Source organism: Paenibacillus sp. VTT E-133280 (genome assembly GCF_002264385.1).
Taxonomy (GTDB): Bacteria; Bacillota; Bacilli; order Paenibacillales; family Paenibacillaceae; genus Paenibacillus_AQ; species Paenibacillus_AQ nitricinens.
Genome location: NZ_NFUX01000024.1, coordinates 1 through 15,450, shown reverse-complemented (window position 1 = coordinate 15,450; position 15,450 = coordinate 1). Strand labels below are relative to the sequence as shown.

Below are 15,450 nucleotides of genomic sequence, written 5' to 3'. Positions count from 1 at the left end.
AAATAAAGCTTAAACGAATAAAGGTGTTCCGAAGCCATGGGAAGGGCTTAGGGACACCTTTTGTGTTGTTTAGGATATCTTTGGCCATTGATATGGCTACGGATATCCTCTTTTTTTGCTTCAGGGCTATACTAAACCCCGCTCAGGAGCGCCACAGGATTCTCTTATGATGAGCTCAGGCTCGACGCTGAAAGAGCTTGTGCCTGATTGATTGTTTATTAGATCATACAGCATTAACGCGGCTAGACGGCCGATTTTATCTTTATTTTGTTTAATCGTAGTTAAAAGTGGTGTTGTGTAATTGCAGGCTTCGATATCGTCACAGCCAATAATCGCGACGGTTCCAGGAACAGTAATAGCAGATTCCTTTAGGGCACGCATAGCTCCAATAGCTAACTGATCAGAAGCCGCGAATATCGCTCTGGGCAAGTTTCCATTTGAAATCATTCTACGCATGGTCTCATAACCGCTGGCTTCAAAGAAGTTGCTGCCGTTTAAGAACCAGTTTTCGTTGATCGGTAGTCCTAAATCTTCAAGTGCTTTGCGGAAACCACTTTCACGTATATTGGAGATTTCTGACTCAGAGGAGCTGCCGATATAACCAAGTTCTCGATAGCCTAATAAGTAAAAGTGTTCGACTACCTTGGTAGACAACTTAAAATTATCAGACATGATATAACCCGAATTGTCGCCTGACAGCTTTAAATCTACGCCGATGCATGGGATAGAACTATTATCCAATTCGCTGATGGAGGTTTCTAGCTCTTGTCCGGTAATAAGTAGGCAGCCATCTACATTAAAATGCAGACAACGGGCAAGATAATCATTAGTATCGCCACTTTGAAATTTTTCGTTAGAGAAAAAGATCAGGTCGTAACCTAATAGTCCCATTTGTTTTTTGAAGGAATTTAGGACTTCGATGAAAAAAGGGTGGGTAAAGTCAACGTTCAGCATTCCTGCAAAAATAACACCAATTAGATTCGATGATTTTGTAGCTAATGTTTTTGCTGAATTGGAGGGAGTATATCCGGTTTCCTTTATGATTTGTTGTACCCTAGTCTTGGTGTCTTCCGAAATATCGCTGTAGTTATTTATGATTTTAGATACTGTCGAAACAGAAACTCCAGCTATTTTCGCTATGTCTTTAATGTTATAGGCCAACTTTGGTCCTCCTTATAATGCGAAATACTCTATAATCTATGATAAATGTATAGTTGAGTTAAGCTTTTTATGGATTTTCAAATATGAATTGCGAAACGTTTTCGTAAATGATTTTATAATTATATAGGTAGATAGTCAATGGGATCTTTGGTGTTCAAATAGAAAAATCCTTGATTTAAAGGGCTTTTTGAGGATTTTAGTTCAAGAATTGTTCAAAGATAAAGAATAAAAAAAGTCTTTACAAAGATAAATAACGATGTAATAATAAAAACAACGAAACCGCTTTCTGTATTATAATCACTAAAGTTTCGTAATTTCAGGAATTAAGATGGTGTTTCGTTAAAAGGTCATACAAATCATCTGGGGGGTAACAAAAATGGTAAAGAAGCTTTCTGCGGTATTGTTGAGCTCAGCGCTAGTGCTCTCATTAGCAGCATGTGGAAGCGGCAACAACACAAATGATGAGGCTACTTCGGGCAACGGAACAAGCAAGCCCGCAAATGGTGAGAAAAAGGTTATTAAAATCTTGCACTGGAAACAAGAAAACATTAACAAGGTCATTACAGACATTAATAAGAAGTTTGAAGAAAAATATCCGGAATACAAGATTGAATACACGACGACAGGTCCGGATGATGAATTTAAACAAGCACAAAGAGCAAGAATTACAGCTGGTGACGTAGACGTCCTTGCCGATTTGTCCGGTATGAGATTGTCTCCGAAAGATTGGACACCAGGTGCGAAAGTGCCAGACTGGCAACAATGGATTGATTCCGGTTTGATTGCTGATCTGAGCAACGAATCTTTCGTTAAAAACTATAATGCGAATGATATTGCCAAAGCGGGTACTTACAACGATAAAGTGTATGCGATCCCAACCGGTAAAGTAGCGATGTCAGGTTTCTTCTATAATAAAGAAATTTTTGAACAAAACGGTTTGACTGTTCCAACAACATGGACAGAGTTCATCAGTGTTTTAGATACTTTGAAATCCAAGAGCATTGTACCAATCGTAGTGGCTGGTAAAGATGTATGGCCTTTGAAACTGCCAGTGTTCGGTTTGCAAGCTAAGATTCTAGGTGGCGGCGACCAACAAAAATGGATTGAAGGCGTTTGGAAAGGCACTTCGGCGTTCAACGATGCTGAGGCTGTAGAAGTATTGGATAAAATGAAGACCCTTCAAGATAACTACATCATCGATGGTTTCTTGGGTATTGACTATGCAACAGCACCTTCGTACTTCGCAACAGGTAAAGCAGCTATGATTGCTGACGGTACTTGGGATGCACCTACAATCGCTGCGGCAAATCCTGATGTGAAATTTGGATACTTCCCAATCCCAGCTACTGAAGATGCTGCTAAGAACTCATCTCTTGTCGGTAAGTACGATGTAACTTGGTATGCAGCAGAAAAAGGTCCGAACAAAGAAGGCGCTTTGAAATGGCTGGAATTCTTCTCTGAACCAGAAAATTACACGGAATATGTTAAGGCTGCCGGATTTGTACCCACACAAGATAACATCGCAACTGGCAGTGACTTCATTGATAACGAACTTGCCCAATACATGGCAGAAGACTTTGAACTTGCTTATGAAATCATTATGATTAACCGCGACAATGTAGGCGAGCACATTGCTGCTGAAGGTGTTCATACTGAATACCTGGCACCAGGCGGCGAATTCAAAACTGCTAAAGAACTTGCAGATGTACAACAAAAAGAATGGGAAGCAGCAGCTCCTAAATAAGCTGTTATTCCAATAAACAGACATCAACAACATACTGTGCACCATCATGTACTACAACATCGGGGTCTGTTCGTACAGACCCCGATCATTTTATTGAATTAGGATTGGGTAGGTGAGAGAAATGTATCCGTTCGGAAAAGGTATAAAAAGATATTTACCGCTTCTGCTGCTTATGATTCCATTATCGTTGTACGTTATTTTTTATTTTGGACCCTCTATGATGACGGTCATTTATTCATTTACAGATATTACTAACGTTCCAGGAAGCAAATTGAATTTCGTAGGCCTTGACAATTATTACAGTGTTTTTAACTCCGGAAATTCAGGCGAACGATGGGATTCCATTATACGAACAGTTTATTTCATGGTCATTGTTACAATCGTACAAAACGGTGTCGGTCTCCTTATGGCCGTAGTTATTAATCAGAAGCTGAAAGGCGATTATTTTTATCGCGCAGTTTTCTTTTTGCCGGTTGTGCTCGGTGTATCGGTAGTTGCACTGGTATGGGGCTTGATGTTCGATCCGCTAAGTGGTCCCGTAAATCAACTGTATGATTCATTGTTCGGATATAAAGATATGTTCTTTGGAAGCTTCACCCATGCGTTTGGTTATATTATATTTACGCAAATTTGGATGTACATGGGTTACTCCATGCTGATTTTCCTTGCAGGACTTCAATCCGTACCGAAAGATCTGTATGAAGCTGGATATATTGATGGAACCACGAAGTGGCAATCTTTTAAAAACATTACGTTCCCGCTTATTGCACCATCGTTCACCATTAATATTATTTTGTCCATTATCGGTGCGATGTCGACCTTTGATATTATTCTCGCAACTACGGACGGTCGCTTTAACACAAGAACGATGGCTTATGACGTGTATAAAGAGACGTTCCGTGGTTCTCTCCAGATGGGACTTCCATCCGCGCTTTCTGTGGTGCAGTTCCTTATGATTCTGGTCTTCGTTGTATTTGCAGTAAAACAAATGCGTAAGAGAGAGGTGGAGTATTAATGAAAGATTCCAAAACCGCCAAAACTCTCTCCTATATTCTGATTGCAGTATTGCTTGTTTTGTATATCATGCCACTATTGTTTGTAATAAACATTTCATTTAAGTCTTTTTCGGACTATTTGCTAGACCCGATCGGACTTGTGAAAAGTATTCAATGGGATAATTACAAGGAAGCTTGGTTAAAAGGTAATTTCTCTAATTATTTCATTAACAGTTTGCTGTACACTGTTGTAGCAACAGTGCTAACACTTATCGTTTCGTTATTCGGAGCTTTCCCGGTGGCGAGAAATTATGTGAAGTGGAGCGGTTTTATTTATTTGTTCTTCTTGATGTCACAGTTCTTGCCTAACCCTATGGTTGCACAGTTCAAATTGATGCTTACCATGAAACAAGAGCTTGGATTTGTGGGCTATGATACGAAGCTGGGTTATATTCTCCTGAAAACAGGAGGGACAGGGATCGTCTTCATGATGTTCGTAGGTTATATTAAAGGGATCAGCCGTGAGATGGATGAAGCTGCCGGTATGGATGGTGCTGGGTATATGCGGTATTTATTCCAGATCATTATGCCACTGATGAAACCTGTTATCGCAACAGGTGTTATCCTGACGGCGATTACGATTTGGAATGACTTTGTAGGTCCAATCATGTATTTGCCAAGTCCGGAACATTATCCAATTACCTTCGGGCTTAAAGAATTCCGCGGTCAATACGGAAACAACTGGCCTATGTTGGCGTGCGGTATCATGATCGTATCTGCACCCCTTATCGTCCTGTACACCTTCATTCAAAAGTATATCGTTGACGGTGCATTGGCAGGTGCGGTTAAAGCTTAAGTAGATGTGTAAATGAGAGGATGGGGACAATGGACCGCAAAAAAATTCAAGGCTTTGAATTCACCGGAAAGGATGGGGAGTTCAAGCTTCAGCAACCGGATCATAGTAGTTTCTTATACTTCCCTCTAGTAAATGAGGGGGGAATGATGTCGACTGTAACCCCGAAGCTTCATGGTCAGGCGACGACTGGTCATAATACATTTTTAACACCGCCCTTATCTGTTGAAGATTTGCATAATTCACGCGCCTCACGTAATTTCTGGGTTTACGTCGAAGGCAAAGGTGCTTGGTCTGCAGCTGGAAACTCTGCTAAGCAAAATGCAGCGTTCTACACCTCATCTGCTGATGATGCAGTACTTGAGGCTGGATTCCTATGGCATCGTGTGACTCGCAGCAACTCTGAGATGGGTGTCAATGCTGAGATTACCAGCTTCGTACCTAGCGGTAATGATAAGGTAGAACTTATGAAAGTTACGTTGACGAATACGGGAACAGAGGAGCTTACTCTTACACCAACGGCTGTAGTTCCCTTGTATGCCCGTTCCGCAGATGATCTGCGCGATCACAGACATGTAACCTCCCTGCTGAACCGGATTTACACCTCAGCTTATGGTGTTGAGGTTCAACCTGCACTATCTTTCGATGAGCGTGGTCATCGCATTAATCACACTTCTTACGGTGTATTTGGTGCAGAAGGTGATGGCAGTCAGCCTGATGGTTTCTTCCCGATTCAAGAAGAATTTATTGGTGAAGGTGGAAGTCTTGACTGGCCAGAAGCTGTTATTCTGAATGCTGCGCCAGAGATTGGTAAAGGTGGCGGCGTGGATAGAGAGGGTTATGAAGCCGTTGGTGGTCTTCGTTTTGCTTCAATTACCTTGTCTTCTGGTGCAAGCCATTCTTATGTCGTAGTTATGGCAATTGATAATGATAGAATTAACGTTGAAGCGTTGATGAGTAAATATGGTACATCTGAAGCTTTTGATCATCTGCTAGAGGAAACTAAAGCGTTCTGGGCAGACAAAGTGAATATGGTTGAATTTCATACCGGCGACTCGGATGCAGATCAATGGATGAAATGGGTAACCATCCAACCGGTCCTTAGGAGACTGTATGGTAACTCCTTCTTACCGTATCATGATTATGGAAGAGGCGGACGTGGCTGGCGAGATCTTTGGCAAGACTGTCTGGCACTGCTCATTATGGAGCCTGCCGAAGTTCGTAGCCTACTCTTCAACAATTACGCTGGTGTGAGAATTGATGGCAGTAACGCAACCATTATCGGTCAACAGCCAGGTGAATTTATCGCTGACCGTAACAATATCCCTCGTGTATGGATGGATCATGGGGCATGGCCGTTTTTAACAACGATGCTCTATCTGGATCAGAGTGGTGATCTTGATTTCTTGTTGCAAGAACAGACTTATTTCCGGGATACTTTTATGAGTCGTTGTAAGGAACGTGATACTTCATGGAATACCTCTGTAGGCAGTGATCTTAGAACAGCCTCTGGGGAAATCTACAAAGGTACAATTCTGGAACATATTTTGCTGCAAAATCTAGTTCCATTCTTTAATGTAGGGGAACATAATAATATCCTGCTCGAGGGAGCGGACTGGAATGATGGCCTCGATATGGGTGCGGATCGCGGAGAGAGTGTAGCATTTACATCTTTCTATGCTAGCAATCTATTGGATATTTCTCGGGTGCTGCGTAATCTTAAGACTTCCAAAGGTCAGGAAACTGTTGAATTAGCGGAAGAAATGCAGCTACTGCTGGATACTCTTAATGAGTCTGTGGATTATGGTTCTGTATCAGGTAAGCAAGAGAGATTGGATCGATATTATGCTGCCGCACCAAATAAGGTGAGTGGAGTTCGTGTATCTCTCGATATTGATAAAGTAGCTGATGATCTGGAGCAAAAAGCGGAATGGTTATTTAACCATTTGCGTAGCAACGAGTGGGTACAGAGTGAGAATGGTGATGGCTGGTTTAATGGTTATTATAATAACGATGGTGAACAGGTAGAGGGTGAATTTTCTGAAGGCGTTCGTATGACGCTAACGGGTCAAGTGTTCCCGCTTATGGGTCATGCAGCGGCTCCGGAGCAAATTCCACACATTATAGCAGCTGTAGATCGTAATCTATTTGATGATAAGATTGGATACAGGCTTAATTCCCGTTTCGGTGGGATTCAGCAAAATCTGGGTCGTGCTTTTGGTTTTGCTTTTGGCCATAAAGAAAATGGGGCCATGTTCAGTCACATGACCATCATGTATGGAAATGCGCTTTACAAACGTGGTTATGTAAAAGAAGGTCATAAGGTCCTTGAATCTCTTTACAGCTTGAGTACAGATTTCGAAAAAGCGCGTATCTACCCAGGTATTCCTGAATATATTAACGAGCAAGGCAGAGGGATGTACACGTATCTAACAGGCTCTGCAAGCTGGCTCTTGCTGACCATGGTCACTGAAGTATTCGGTGTGAAGGGCAAGCTGGGCGATCTATTGCTAGAACCTAAATTAGTAAAAGAACAATTTGATTCTGAGGGCAAAGCATCCATTAAGACAATCTTTGCAGATCGTGAATTTGAAGTGGTCTATAAAGCCACAGGAAGCTTTAACTTCGGAGAGTACCAAACACACTCCGTTACGTTGAATGGCAGTGAGGTGACGCTGCAGCGCGGCTCAGGAAGTGCGATTATTCCACGTGAAGAGCTACTTGCTCTGCAGAAAGAGAAGCTTCACGTGATTGAAGTGACTCTGGCGTAATCATAACAAGATTTTATTAAAGACGTCTGCACCGTTATGAATAGCGGCTGCAGACGTTTTTTTGAAAGTTATAAAAACTAAGGTTCTTCATAAATGATATAATGGGACTAATTTACTTATTTGTTGAATGATTGAAAGGGGTTTGTGAGGGATGGGGTACAGGCTTTCAAATGGCGTATTATCTGTGGATATCGCTGATATTGGTGAAGATTATAAAGGGACTCGTTTTGACTGGACGGGGTTCATCACACAAGTTACGTTAGAAAAGGGTAACCATACGTTTTGTGTGCCAGAGAGCTTGAAAGAAGGCGAAGGTACTGGTGGAAGTGGACTATGCAACGAGTTTGGCATTTCCCGGGCAATTGGGTATGATGAAACGCCGATCGGAGGCTGGTTTCCAAAGCCCGGAGTCGGATTGTTACAAAAGCTGGATTCGCAGGGCTATAGCTTTCATAGCAAGTATCCACTAACTCCCTTTGCTATTGATATGGAGGTTAGGGTTGATTCGGTTACATATACTGTCCAGCCGATGGAAAGTAACGGATACGCAATGCTTTTGACCAAAACGATCTCTATAAAGAACGATCAATTGAAAATTGCATATGAGTTGCATAACAAAGGGGATAAGCCAATCCAAACAGAGGAGTACATCCACAATTTCGTAGGGATTGATGGCTTGAACATAGGTTCGGATTTTGAATTGCGTCTCTCGAATGGGCTCAAAATAGAAGAACCGGAATCTCAATATACGAATAATTTACTAGAGGTATCTGGTAATACACTTACTTGGTCAGAAGAGCCAGACCGATCCTTTTACTGCAAGCTGAGTGGCTGGGGAGGCCCGGAGGCTGAGTTCAATTGGGAGTTGGTCCATAAGCCTAGTGGAACAGGAGTGCGCGAGAGCGGAGATTTCCCGGTAGCACGAATGGCGCTATGGGGAGAACGCCATGTGGTCTCACCTGAAGTTTTTGTGAACATTAGTCTTTTACCGCATGAAAGCAAGTCCTGGAGCCGAACTTATCATTTTTTCACATCCTAATAAGCAGCAATCAAAGCTTTTATGTGAATAATTATACTTGCTGGTGTGTGAGATTATTGCTATCATAAGCGATATCCATATTGATAGGAGAGAAAGGGTGGGGAGTAGTTTTGAATAAGAGAGCATACAATTTTAATGCCGGACCGGCAGCGTTGCCGCTTACGGTACTGGAACGCGCACAAGCGGAGTTTGTTGATTTCCGAGAAAGTGGAATGTCTATCATGGAGATGTCGCACCGTGGAGCAATCTACGAATCCGTGCATAATGAAGCGCAGGAACGTCTGCTTTCGCTCCTCGGCAATCCGAAGGGCTATAAGGTATTGTTCGTACAAGGTGGAGCAAGCACACAATTTGCAATGATCCCTATGAACCTGATTTCCGCAGGCCAAGTAGGTAGCTATGTTATGACAGGTAGCTGGGCAGATAAGGCTTATAAAGAAGCTAAATTGGTAGGGGGCGCTCATGTTGCTGCTTCTTCCGAAGACAAGAAATTCTTAGCTATACCTGAATTGAGTTCGATTAAAGCTGCGGAAAATGCTGCCTACCTTCACGTTACTTCCAATGAGACCATTGAAGGAACACAATATGCAGAATATCCGGATGCTGGCTCGATTCCGCTCATCGCAGATATGTCCAGTGATATCCTTTGCCGGCCAATCGATGTCAACCAATTCGGAATGATCTACGCTGGAGCACAAAAGAACCTTGGTCCTTCCGGTGTGACTGTAGTTATTGCTAAAGGGGAATTACTCGCAGAATCACCTTCTAACATTCCAACTATCATGCGTTACAGCACTCATTACAAAAATAACTCTCTTTACAATACACCTCCATCTTTCTCTGTATATATGGTTAACGAAGTATTAAAATGGATTGAGGAGCAAGGTGGTCTTGCTGGTATCCATTCCAAGAACCTTGAAAAAGCGGGTCTATTATATGATCACATCGATGGAAGTGACGGCTTCTACAGTGGGGTTGCTGAGAAGAGCAGTCGCTCCATTATGAACGTTACCTTCCGGATGCAATCGGAAGAACTCGAAAAACGGTTTGTTAAAGCTGCTGAACTGGAAGGTTTTGTCGGCTTAAAGGGACATCGTAGTGTGGGTGGCTTGCGCGCTTCCATTTACAATGCAGTTCCTTACGAAAGTGTTAAAGCACTTTCTGATTTCATGAACCATTTCCGGCAAACTCAAGGTTAATGAACTCTATCGTAAACCTTCCGCCTATGGGTGGAAGGTTTTCAGTTTGTTTGGAGAAGCTATGGTTATGCACTAGAGTAAAACATCTGGCTATTAAAGCCTTTAGAGAGGAAGGAACCCTATAATGGCACTCCATATCGTATTAGTTGAGCCGGAAATACCGGCCAATACTGGAAATATTGCGCGTACCTGCGCAGCAACAGGCACTCATCTTCACCTGGTTCGCCCGCTCGGATTCCGTACAGACGATGCTACATTGAAAAGAGCAGGATTGGATTACTGGCACGCTGTTAACATTGAATACCACGACTCTTTTGCTGAGGTACTTGAGAAGTACAGTGAGGGACGTTTCTTTTACGCAACGACGAAAGCAGAAAAGAGATATAGCGACTTTGATTTTCAAGATGGAGATTTCTTTGTTTTTGGTAAAGAAACGAAGGGGCTTTCTGCTGAAATTCTGGAAGCGGGTAAAGAAACAAAAATGCGCATGCCGATGAGTGATGCAGTGAGATCGCTGAATTTATCGAATTCTGCGGCTATTATTGTATATGAAGCCCTTCGACAGCTGGATTTTCCTAATCTTGTTTAGAAAAAAGACATTTTTTTGTTTTTTTTCAGCAGGATTCGACATTTTAATAACGAAATATAATGAATGAGCCGAAATATATAGTAGCTACAAATTATTAGTTGAACAGGAGAGGTGTACGTTAGATATGAAACCTGCTGGTGTAGTTCGCAAAGTGGATCAGCTGGGTAGAATTGTTCTGCCTAAGTCCCTGCGTAAAAGGTATCAGATGAATGAAGGCGACCCGGTTGAAATTTTGGTACAGGGTGACCATATCATCTTGGAGCGTTACCGTCCAAAATGTGTTTTCTGCGGTTCAATGGAAGGTGTGAGTGAATATAAAGATCGTTATATTTGCGCTGCATGCCTCTCAGAAATGACGCAATTGCCAAGACACGCCTAGGAAGTACATATTTACACATTTAGAATTCTGACAGCCTATAGTTTTCTAAACAAAGAAACTGTCCCATTCGTAGACTTCTTCTACTTATGTGGCAGTTTTTTTGTTTCAGGCTTATAAAAAAATGCCTCAGAGCCAAGTGGCTACTGAGACATTTCTTGCTTATAGACCTTTTGTTTTGTCGTCGTTGTAAGATGAGGTAAGGATGCCGACCATAAATAACACAAATACGATAGTTACGATCCAAAAGGTTAATGAGAACGACATACTGGCACCTCCATTAGCAAATGTATTCGTTATCAAGATTATACCCTGCAAATCAATAAAAATAAACGCAAATGTGATATGTTGCATAGACATTTTACTATAATCATTCGAAAAACAGGAAATTTGTCGGTACAGCTCTAAGATTTCCGTCTGAGGGCTTGTTGACTACTCTTCCGTTGAAGATGAGCGATGACGATCCTCCGCCATCCAGATTATAAGCATCCATGACGCCCATGTTATATAGCTTGTTCTGAATTTCCTCTAGCCGGGCACCAGAGCTGCCAAGCTCATTATAACCATCCGCTACAAGGATGAGAAGCTGATCATCTTTATAATTACCGATTACTGTACGTGGCGCCCGATTGGGGGACGTTTTCCACTTTTCCGGGATCGGTACTTTGACGTTGTTCTTAAGTAGAACAGGCACAAAGGTTGCACCAAATACGGGTTCGAGTTGATCTAACTGTGCACGACTGTAAAATTTCCCTCCGATTAACTGTCCGGACTTGTTCAGACCTACGAAGCTGAGATCCTTGAATGTCGGCTCGAAACCATTGAGGTACTTTCCATCAACCACAGTAGTACTTAAGGGATAGCGTTTTCCGGCTTTATCCGCAAAGCCTCCAGCATTAATACCTGCAATAGCGCCATGACTTTGTACAGCGTGCATTGTGGTTTCTGCGCCACCAGTAGCTTCTTTAGCAAGACTCATCTGCATCGCGGTTGGATCCTTCAATTTGATCTTCAAAGCATAGGCCTTATAGTTACCTGGATTCAGCTTATACAGCTCGATTCTAATCCGGTCGCTGCTAAGGACCTCAGAAGGTATTCCAAGCTTGGCAGATATCCGGCGGTTATAGATAAGCTCAGGACGGCTCGCTTGATTCTTCGCTGTCTCGACCAACTTATTCATAGCAGTAGTGGTTCCTTTATATAGCTTAGCGCTAGCGCTGACTGCATCTATGGTGTAGGATGCAGTGCCTTCGGCTAGGGTTAAATCCTTTTTTAGGACAGCTGTTTCATTCAGAGGCCCTGAGATAGGTGCGAATTGTCCTACATCAAGATCCAGCTCGAGCGGTGGTCGATACCACCACATACATATCAGTAAACCTAAAAAAGGTGCGGTTAGAAGCATAAAGAAACGGTTCACTCTTTTGACTGGTGTCATCATTTAATCAGATCCATTTCTTTCTTCAAAGCTTCTAACTGTTTGCTAACCTCGCTCAATTGCGTATATAGCTTGTTACTATTGTCTGTTTTGGCACTTGCATTATCTTTAGTGAAGGTTAATAGTTCGTTAAAACTTTGCACTGTATTCTGCAATTCCTTCACTTCTTCAGTGAGAACGGCAATTTTCGACTCATAGTCGGTCTTAAGAACGGTAAGCTGCTGCTGGCTCTGATTGCTAAGTTCGCTCAGCACTTGCTGCTTTAAATGGTTTGTGTAGCTGTATACAGCATATACACCCATTCCAATCATCACGATCCAGAACAGTAAAAACCATTTTACGGAAGAGCCGCTTCTCACAGCAGCACGGCGCGAGTGTACCGGGGACGTTTCCGCTAGCGGTTGCATTTGATCACCTCGGGTTGGTCTTTTTTTCAAGTCCCCATTCTATCAGACTTTGACTAGTTTCGCAAAAATGTAAGAGAGTGTGAAAACTAGAAAAAGTAATTGCATCCTATTAAACTACTGCGATACAATTTCTATAGATTGGAATTTCTGATAGACGTACTCAAGGTAACCAGCGAGAGAATAAACGAACAAGTCATCATACTTCCTTGCTTGCGTTTAAACCGGAAACGCTGCGGCGCTTTCCTTTCTGGATGATTATATAAAGCAGGAGGTCTGGGCATTAATGATGAAGGTTTGGCAGGTGGTTATTGTGGGGTGTCATCCTACAAGTATGCTGGGGACAAAATTGATTTTGGAAGAGGGAGGAGAGCTTAAAGTTCTAGGAATGTATTCAACTTGGGACGAAGGCGCTTCCATCGTAAGGGAAAAGAATCCCGAGCTAGTGCTGGCAGATTATCATATGCCTGAAGGTAATATTGAGAGTGTGCTGTTAAATATGAAAAAAAGCTCACCAAACTCACATTTTGTCGTGATGACGGATGAAGACGGCAGGGATCTGCTACAGCCCCTCATAGAGCTGGGAGCCAGCGGGATATTCTCGAAAGGAGCTTCTCCTCATCAGCTTTTACAGCTGATCCTGGGTTTAAGAGTAGGTTTTCTTTCAATGCCGCTAGAATGGATAGAAAAAGGATCCTGGCCGATTTCGACGTCTAAAGGGCTGGATGATGTTCTTCAATTGACGCAGACAGAGATGTTTATTATGGAGCGAATCGTTCAGGGGATTACTTATGATAAAATAGCGCTTGAAATTGCAGTAAGTCGCCGTTCGATTGACAATTACCTGCGCAAAATTTATGTGAAGCTTGATGTTTCGACGCGAGCGCAAGCCATTGAGAAATTTGCTCTATTTTCAAGACAAAACAGGCAAATCTACGCATAACCCAAGCTATACGACATAATGAAGGTAAAGGCGGAATATTCTTGAAATAGAAGAAAGCATATCACGTTAAATGGATAATGGTTCTCGAAGGAGGATAACTTAGCCATTTCTACTTGGTACTAGGGAAGGGGGATTTCGCATGCTTTACCAATTTTCTGCTCGCGCGCACACACTGCTATCGTCACCGCTTCTAAGTATTCGCACCCAAACACGGAGAAGCTCCATGATATCGCTTGCTGAAGAATTACCAGCGGAAGAACTGTTCCCATTATCGCTGCTTGCCGAAGCAGCCTCTACGGTGATATCTGCAGATGCAGGAGCACTTCAATATGGTGATCCTGCAGGGTATGGTCCACTTCGGGAGTGGCTTGCCGGGGATTGGCTCAGAGAAAAAGGGGTAACTGTTACCGAGGGTGGAGTTCTGCTAACAACGGGGAGCCAGCAAGCGATTGATTTGTTATCGCGGGTGTATATTGACCCGGGAGATCGTGTATTAGTAGAAAATCCGACATCTCCAGGATTCTTGCAAACTCTTCGGATGCAGGGTGCCATCATTATTCCCGTAGAGGGTGACTTGGATGGGCTTCATCCAGATCATTTGCGGAGGCAAATTGAACTGCATAAGCCTAAGATGCTGTTCGCAACACCAAGCTTTACGAATCCAAGTGGTATCCTATGGAGCTTAGAGAGACGGCGTGAGGTGCTGGGTCTTTGTATCGCTTATAACATCCTGATTGTAGAAGATGATTCTTATGGTGATTTACATTTCCAGAAGTATGGTGAACATTGGGCCACAAGATATCCATCCTTGTATGCGCTGGAAAATATAAGTGATGGCGGACACGTATTATATATCGGTTCGTTCAGTAAGACCGTTGCGCCCGCGCTGCGGACGGGCTGGGCTGCAGGCAGCCGGGAAGTGATCGGGATGATGGCTGCTGCCAAGCAGATGGCAGACTGGCAATCGAGCGCATTAAATCAGCGGCTCTTGCATCATTTGTTGGATGTGACCGCTTTTGATCTTCGTGAGCATATTGCGCAGCTGAACCGAGAATATAATACCCGACTGAAATTAATGGTTGAACTGCTAAAACGTCCAGCTTGGAAGGGAAGCTCCTACGACCTGCCGTCAGGAGGTATGTTTCTATGGGTATCTCCACCGGAGGGAATGGATGTTATGGCACTGCTAAAATGTGCGCTAGGTAAGGGAGTGGCATTTTTGCCAGGACCGTTATGTAGTGTCGATGGCAGCGGAAATCACATTCGTCTTAATTTCAGCCATCCCGGCAGGGATGAGCTGTTACTCGGCATGAATCTGATGAGCGAGGCGGTTAAGGAGTTCACGGTTCGGAGTTAGGTGGGTGCTGATTAAGGAATCTGATGGCTCGGACGTATAAAAGTAACGAACAGGTTGATGAGCGGTCATATGCGCAGATAGAAGTGTGGGCAGATGAACTGGCAGATCAATGTATGACACACCCTGGAAGTCATAAAGGACAGAGTGGTGCATTAGGCAAGGAGTAGAGTGCGGGGGAGGTCATTATAGGTGATTTCTCCCTATAACTGGCTGATTTATATTCTGGAATGGAGATTATAGGGAATCTCTCCCTATAAATTTCGGAAAAAGCCCTTTTTATGGAGCAATCTATGCATTTATAGGGAGGAAATCCCTATATCTCGGTTTTTAGCGCGTATATTGAGGAATTATAGGGATGATTTCCCCTTAATCCAACTTCTCACCTTGAGATTAATGCTTCGAAGGTAAGTTCTGTTTCTATGGCTTAACGGATTGGAACACAAAAAGCATCCCGTCGATGGGATGCTTTTTGATGTTACCTAGACATTGTTACGTGTGCATTAGAATAATAAGTTTAAAGTCCGAGTAAATGATTAGAACCTGATTAAAAGACGAAAATCGAAGTGAAAGATCAAAATCGAAGT

General features: G+C 42.9%; 13 protein-coding genes. 10 read left to right on the top strand and 3 right to left on the bottom strand.

Going from position 1 to position 15,450, the window contains the following annotated elements:
- Positions 1-126 precede the first annotated feature (126 nt).
- On the bottom strand, positions 127-1,161 hold the full coding sequence (locus CA600_RS12715) for a LacI family DNA-binding transcriptional regulator (RefSeq protein WP_094870515.1): 1,035 nt from the start codon (positions 1,159-1,161) through the stop codon (positions 127-129).
- A gap of 376 nt (positions 1,162-1,537) precedes the next feature.
- Here CA600_RS12715 and CA600_RS12710 point away from each other — a divergent pair, with 376 nt between their 5' ends.
- From CA600_RS12710 to CA600_RS12675, 8 genes are all read left to right on the top strand, one after another.
- Positions 1,538-2,905 carry an ABC transporter substrate-binding protein gene (locus CA600_RS12710; protein ID WP_094870514.1) on the top strand — a complete coding sequence of 456 codons (1,368 nt, stop codon included), beginning with the start codon at positions 1,538-1,540 and terminating at the stop codon, positions 2,903-2,905.
- Positions 2,906-3,026: 121 nt separating this feature from the next.
- Positions 3,027-3,920, top strand: coding sequence for a carbohydrate ABC transporter permease (locus CA600_RS12705; RefSeq protein ID WP_042186236.1), 894 nt, complete (start codon positions 3,027-3,029; stop codon positions 3,918-3,920).
- Positions 3,920-4,756 carry a carbohydrate ABC transporter permease gene (locus CA600_RS12700; RefSeq protein WP_094870513.1) on the top strand — a complete coding sequence of 279 codons (837 nt, stop codon included), beginning with the start codon at positions 3,920-3,922 and terminating at the stop codon, positions 4,754-4,756. Before CA600_RS12705 ends, CA600_RS12700 begins: the two co-directional genes overlap by 1 nt.
- Positions 4,757-4,785: 29 nt before the next feature.
- Positions 4,786-7,524 carry a GH36-type glycosyl hydrolase domain-containing protein gene (locus tag CA600_RS12695; protein ID WP_094870512.1) on the top strand — a complete coding sequence of 913 codons (2,739 nt, stop codon included), beginning with the start codon at positions 4,786-4,788 and terminating at the stop codon, positions 7,522-7,524.
- Between the two features lie 151 nt (positions 7,525-7,675).
- Positions 7,676-8,563: a hypothetical protein gene (locus CA600_RS12690; RefSeq protein ID WP_094870511.1), complete on the top strand. Its 888-nt coding sequence runs from the start codon at positions 7,676-7,678 to the stop codon at positions 8,561-8,563.
- A gap of 110 nt (positions 8,564-8,673) precedes the next feature.
- Complete coding sequence (gene serC / locus CA600_RS12685) at positions 8,674-9,762, top strand: 3-phosphoserine/phosphohydroxythreonine transaminase (protein ID WP_094870510.1); 1,089 nt, start codon at positions 8,674-8,676, stop codon at positions 9,760-9,762.
- A gap of 124 nt (positions 9,763-9,886) precedes the next feature.
- Entirely contained in the window at positions 9,887-10,351 is a 465-nt protein-coding gene (gene trmL, locus CA600_RS12680) for a tRNA (uridine(34)/cytosine(34)/5-carboxymethylaminomethyluridine(34)-2'-O)-methyltransferase TrmL (protein ID WP_042125678.1), read from the top strand.
- Between the two features lie 124 nt (positions 10,352-10,475).
- Positions 10,476-10,730: an AbrB/MazE/SpoVT family DNA-binding domain-containing protein gene (locus CA600_RS12675; protein WP_039871533.1), complete on the top strand. Its 255-nt coding sequence runs from the start codon at positions 10,476-10,478 to the stop codon at positions 10,728-10,730.
- A 367-nt stretch (positions 10,731-11,097) separates the two neighbouring features.
- Here the strand turns inward: CA600_RS12675 and CA600_RS12670 are convergent, their stop codons facing one another.
- Together CA600_RS12670 and CA600_RS12665 are read right to left on the bottom strand one after the other, a co-directional pair.
- A complete protein-coding gene (locus tag CA600_RS12670) occupies positions 11,098-12,165 on the bottom strand; it encodes a phosphodiester glycosidase family protein (protein WP_094870509.1) in 1,068 nt (355 codons plus the stop codon).
- Positions 12,162-12,569, bottom strand: a complete 408-nt coding sequence (locus tag CA600_RS12665) for a hypothetical protein (RefSeq protein WP_094870508.1) — start codon at positions 12,567-12,569, stop codon at positions 12,162-12,164. Before CA600_RS12665 ends, CA600_RS12670 begins: the two co-directional genes overlap by 4 nt.
- Before the next feature lie 283 nt (positions 12,570-12,852).
- On the opposite strand from CA600_RS12665, the gene CA600_RS12660 reads away from it, so the two are divergent.
- Both CA600_RS12660 and CA600_RS12655 read left to right on the top strand, forming a co-directional pair.
- Positions 12,853-13,509 (top strand): DNA-binding response regulator, encoded by a 657-nt coding sequence (locus tag CA600_RS12660; protein WP_042186245.1) that lies wholly within the window; start codon positions 12,853-12,855, stop codon positions 13,507-13,509.
- 139 nt (positions 13,510-13,648) lie between these two features.
- A complete protein-coding gene (locus CA600_RS12655) occupies positions 13,649-14,866 on the top strand; it encodes an aminotransferase-like domain-containing protein (RefSeq protein WP_094870507.1) in 1,218 nt (405 codons plus the stop codon).
- The last annotated feature ends 584 nt before the right edge of the window (positions 14,867-15,450 follow it).

What these genes read in the sequence shown, in the direction of transcription:
- CA600_RS12655 (WP_094870507.1), top strand. Translation starts at nt 13,649, where the DNA reads ATGCTTTACCAATTTTCTGCTCGCGCGCACACACTGCTATCGTCACCG.
- CA600_RS12700 (WP_094870513.1), top strand. Translation starts at nt 3,920, where the DNA reads ATGAAAGATTCCAAAACCGCCAAAACTCTCTCCTATATTCTGATTGCA.
- CA600_RS12705 (WP_042186236.1), top strand. Translation starts at nt 3,027, where the DNA reads ATGTATCCGTTCGGAAAAGGTATAAAAAGATATTTACCGCTTCTGCTG.
- CA600_RS12710 (WP_094870514.1), top strand. Translation starts at nt 1,538, where the DNA reads ATGGTAAAGAAGCTTTCTGCGGTATTGTTGAGCTCAGCGCTAGTGCTC.
- CA600_RS12665 (WP_094870508.1), bottom strand. Translation starts at nt 12,569, where the DNA reads ATGCAACCGCTAGCGGAAACGTCCCCGGTACACTCGCGCCGTGCTGCT.
- trmL (WP_042125678.1), top strand. Translation starts at nt 9,887, where the DNA reads ATGGCACTCCATATCGTATTAGTTGAGCCGGAAATACCGGCCAATACT.
- CA600_RS12670 (WP_094870509.1), bottom strand. Translation starts at nt 12,165, where the DNA reads ATGATGACACCAGTCAAAAGAGTGAACCGTTTCTTTATGCTTCTAACC.
- CA600_RS12695 (WP_094870512.1), top strand. Translation starts at nt 4,786, where the DNA reads ATGGACCGCAAAAAAATTCAAGGCTTTGAATTCACCGGAAAGGATGGG.
- CA600_RS12660 (WP_042186245.1), top strand. Translation starts at nt 12,853, where the DNA reads ATGATGAAGGTTTGGCAGGTGGTTATTGTGGGGTGTCATCCTACAAGT.
- CA600_RS12690 (WP_094870511.1), top strand. Translation starts at nt 7,676, where the DNA reads ATGGGGTACAGGCTTTCAAATGGCGTATTATCTGTGGATATCGCTGAT.
- CA600_RS12675 (WP_039871533.1), top strand. Translation starts at nt 10,476, where the DNA reads ATGAAACCTGCTGGTGTAGTTCGCAAAGTGGATCAGCTGGGTAGAATT.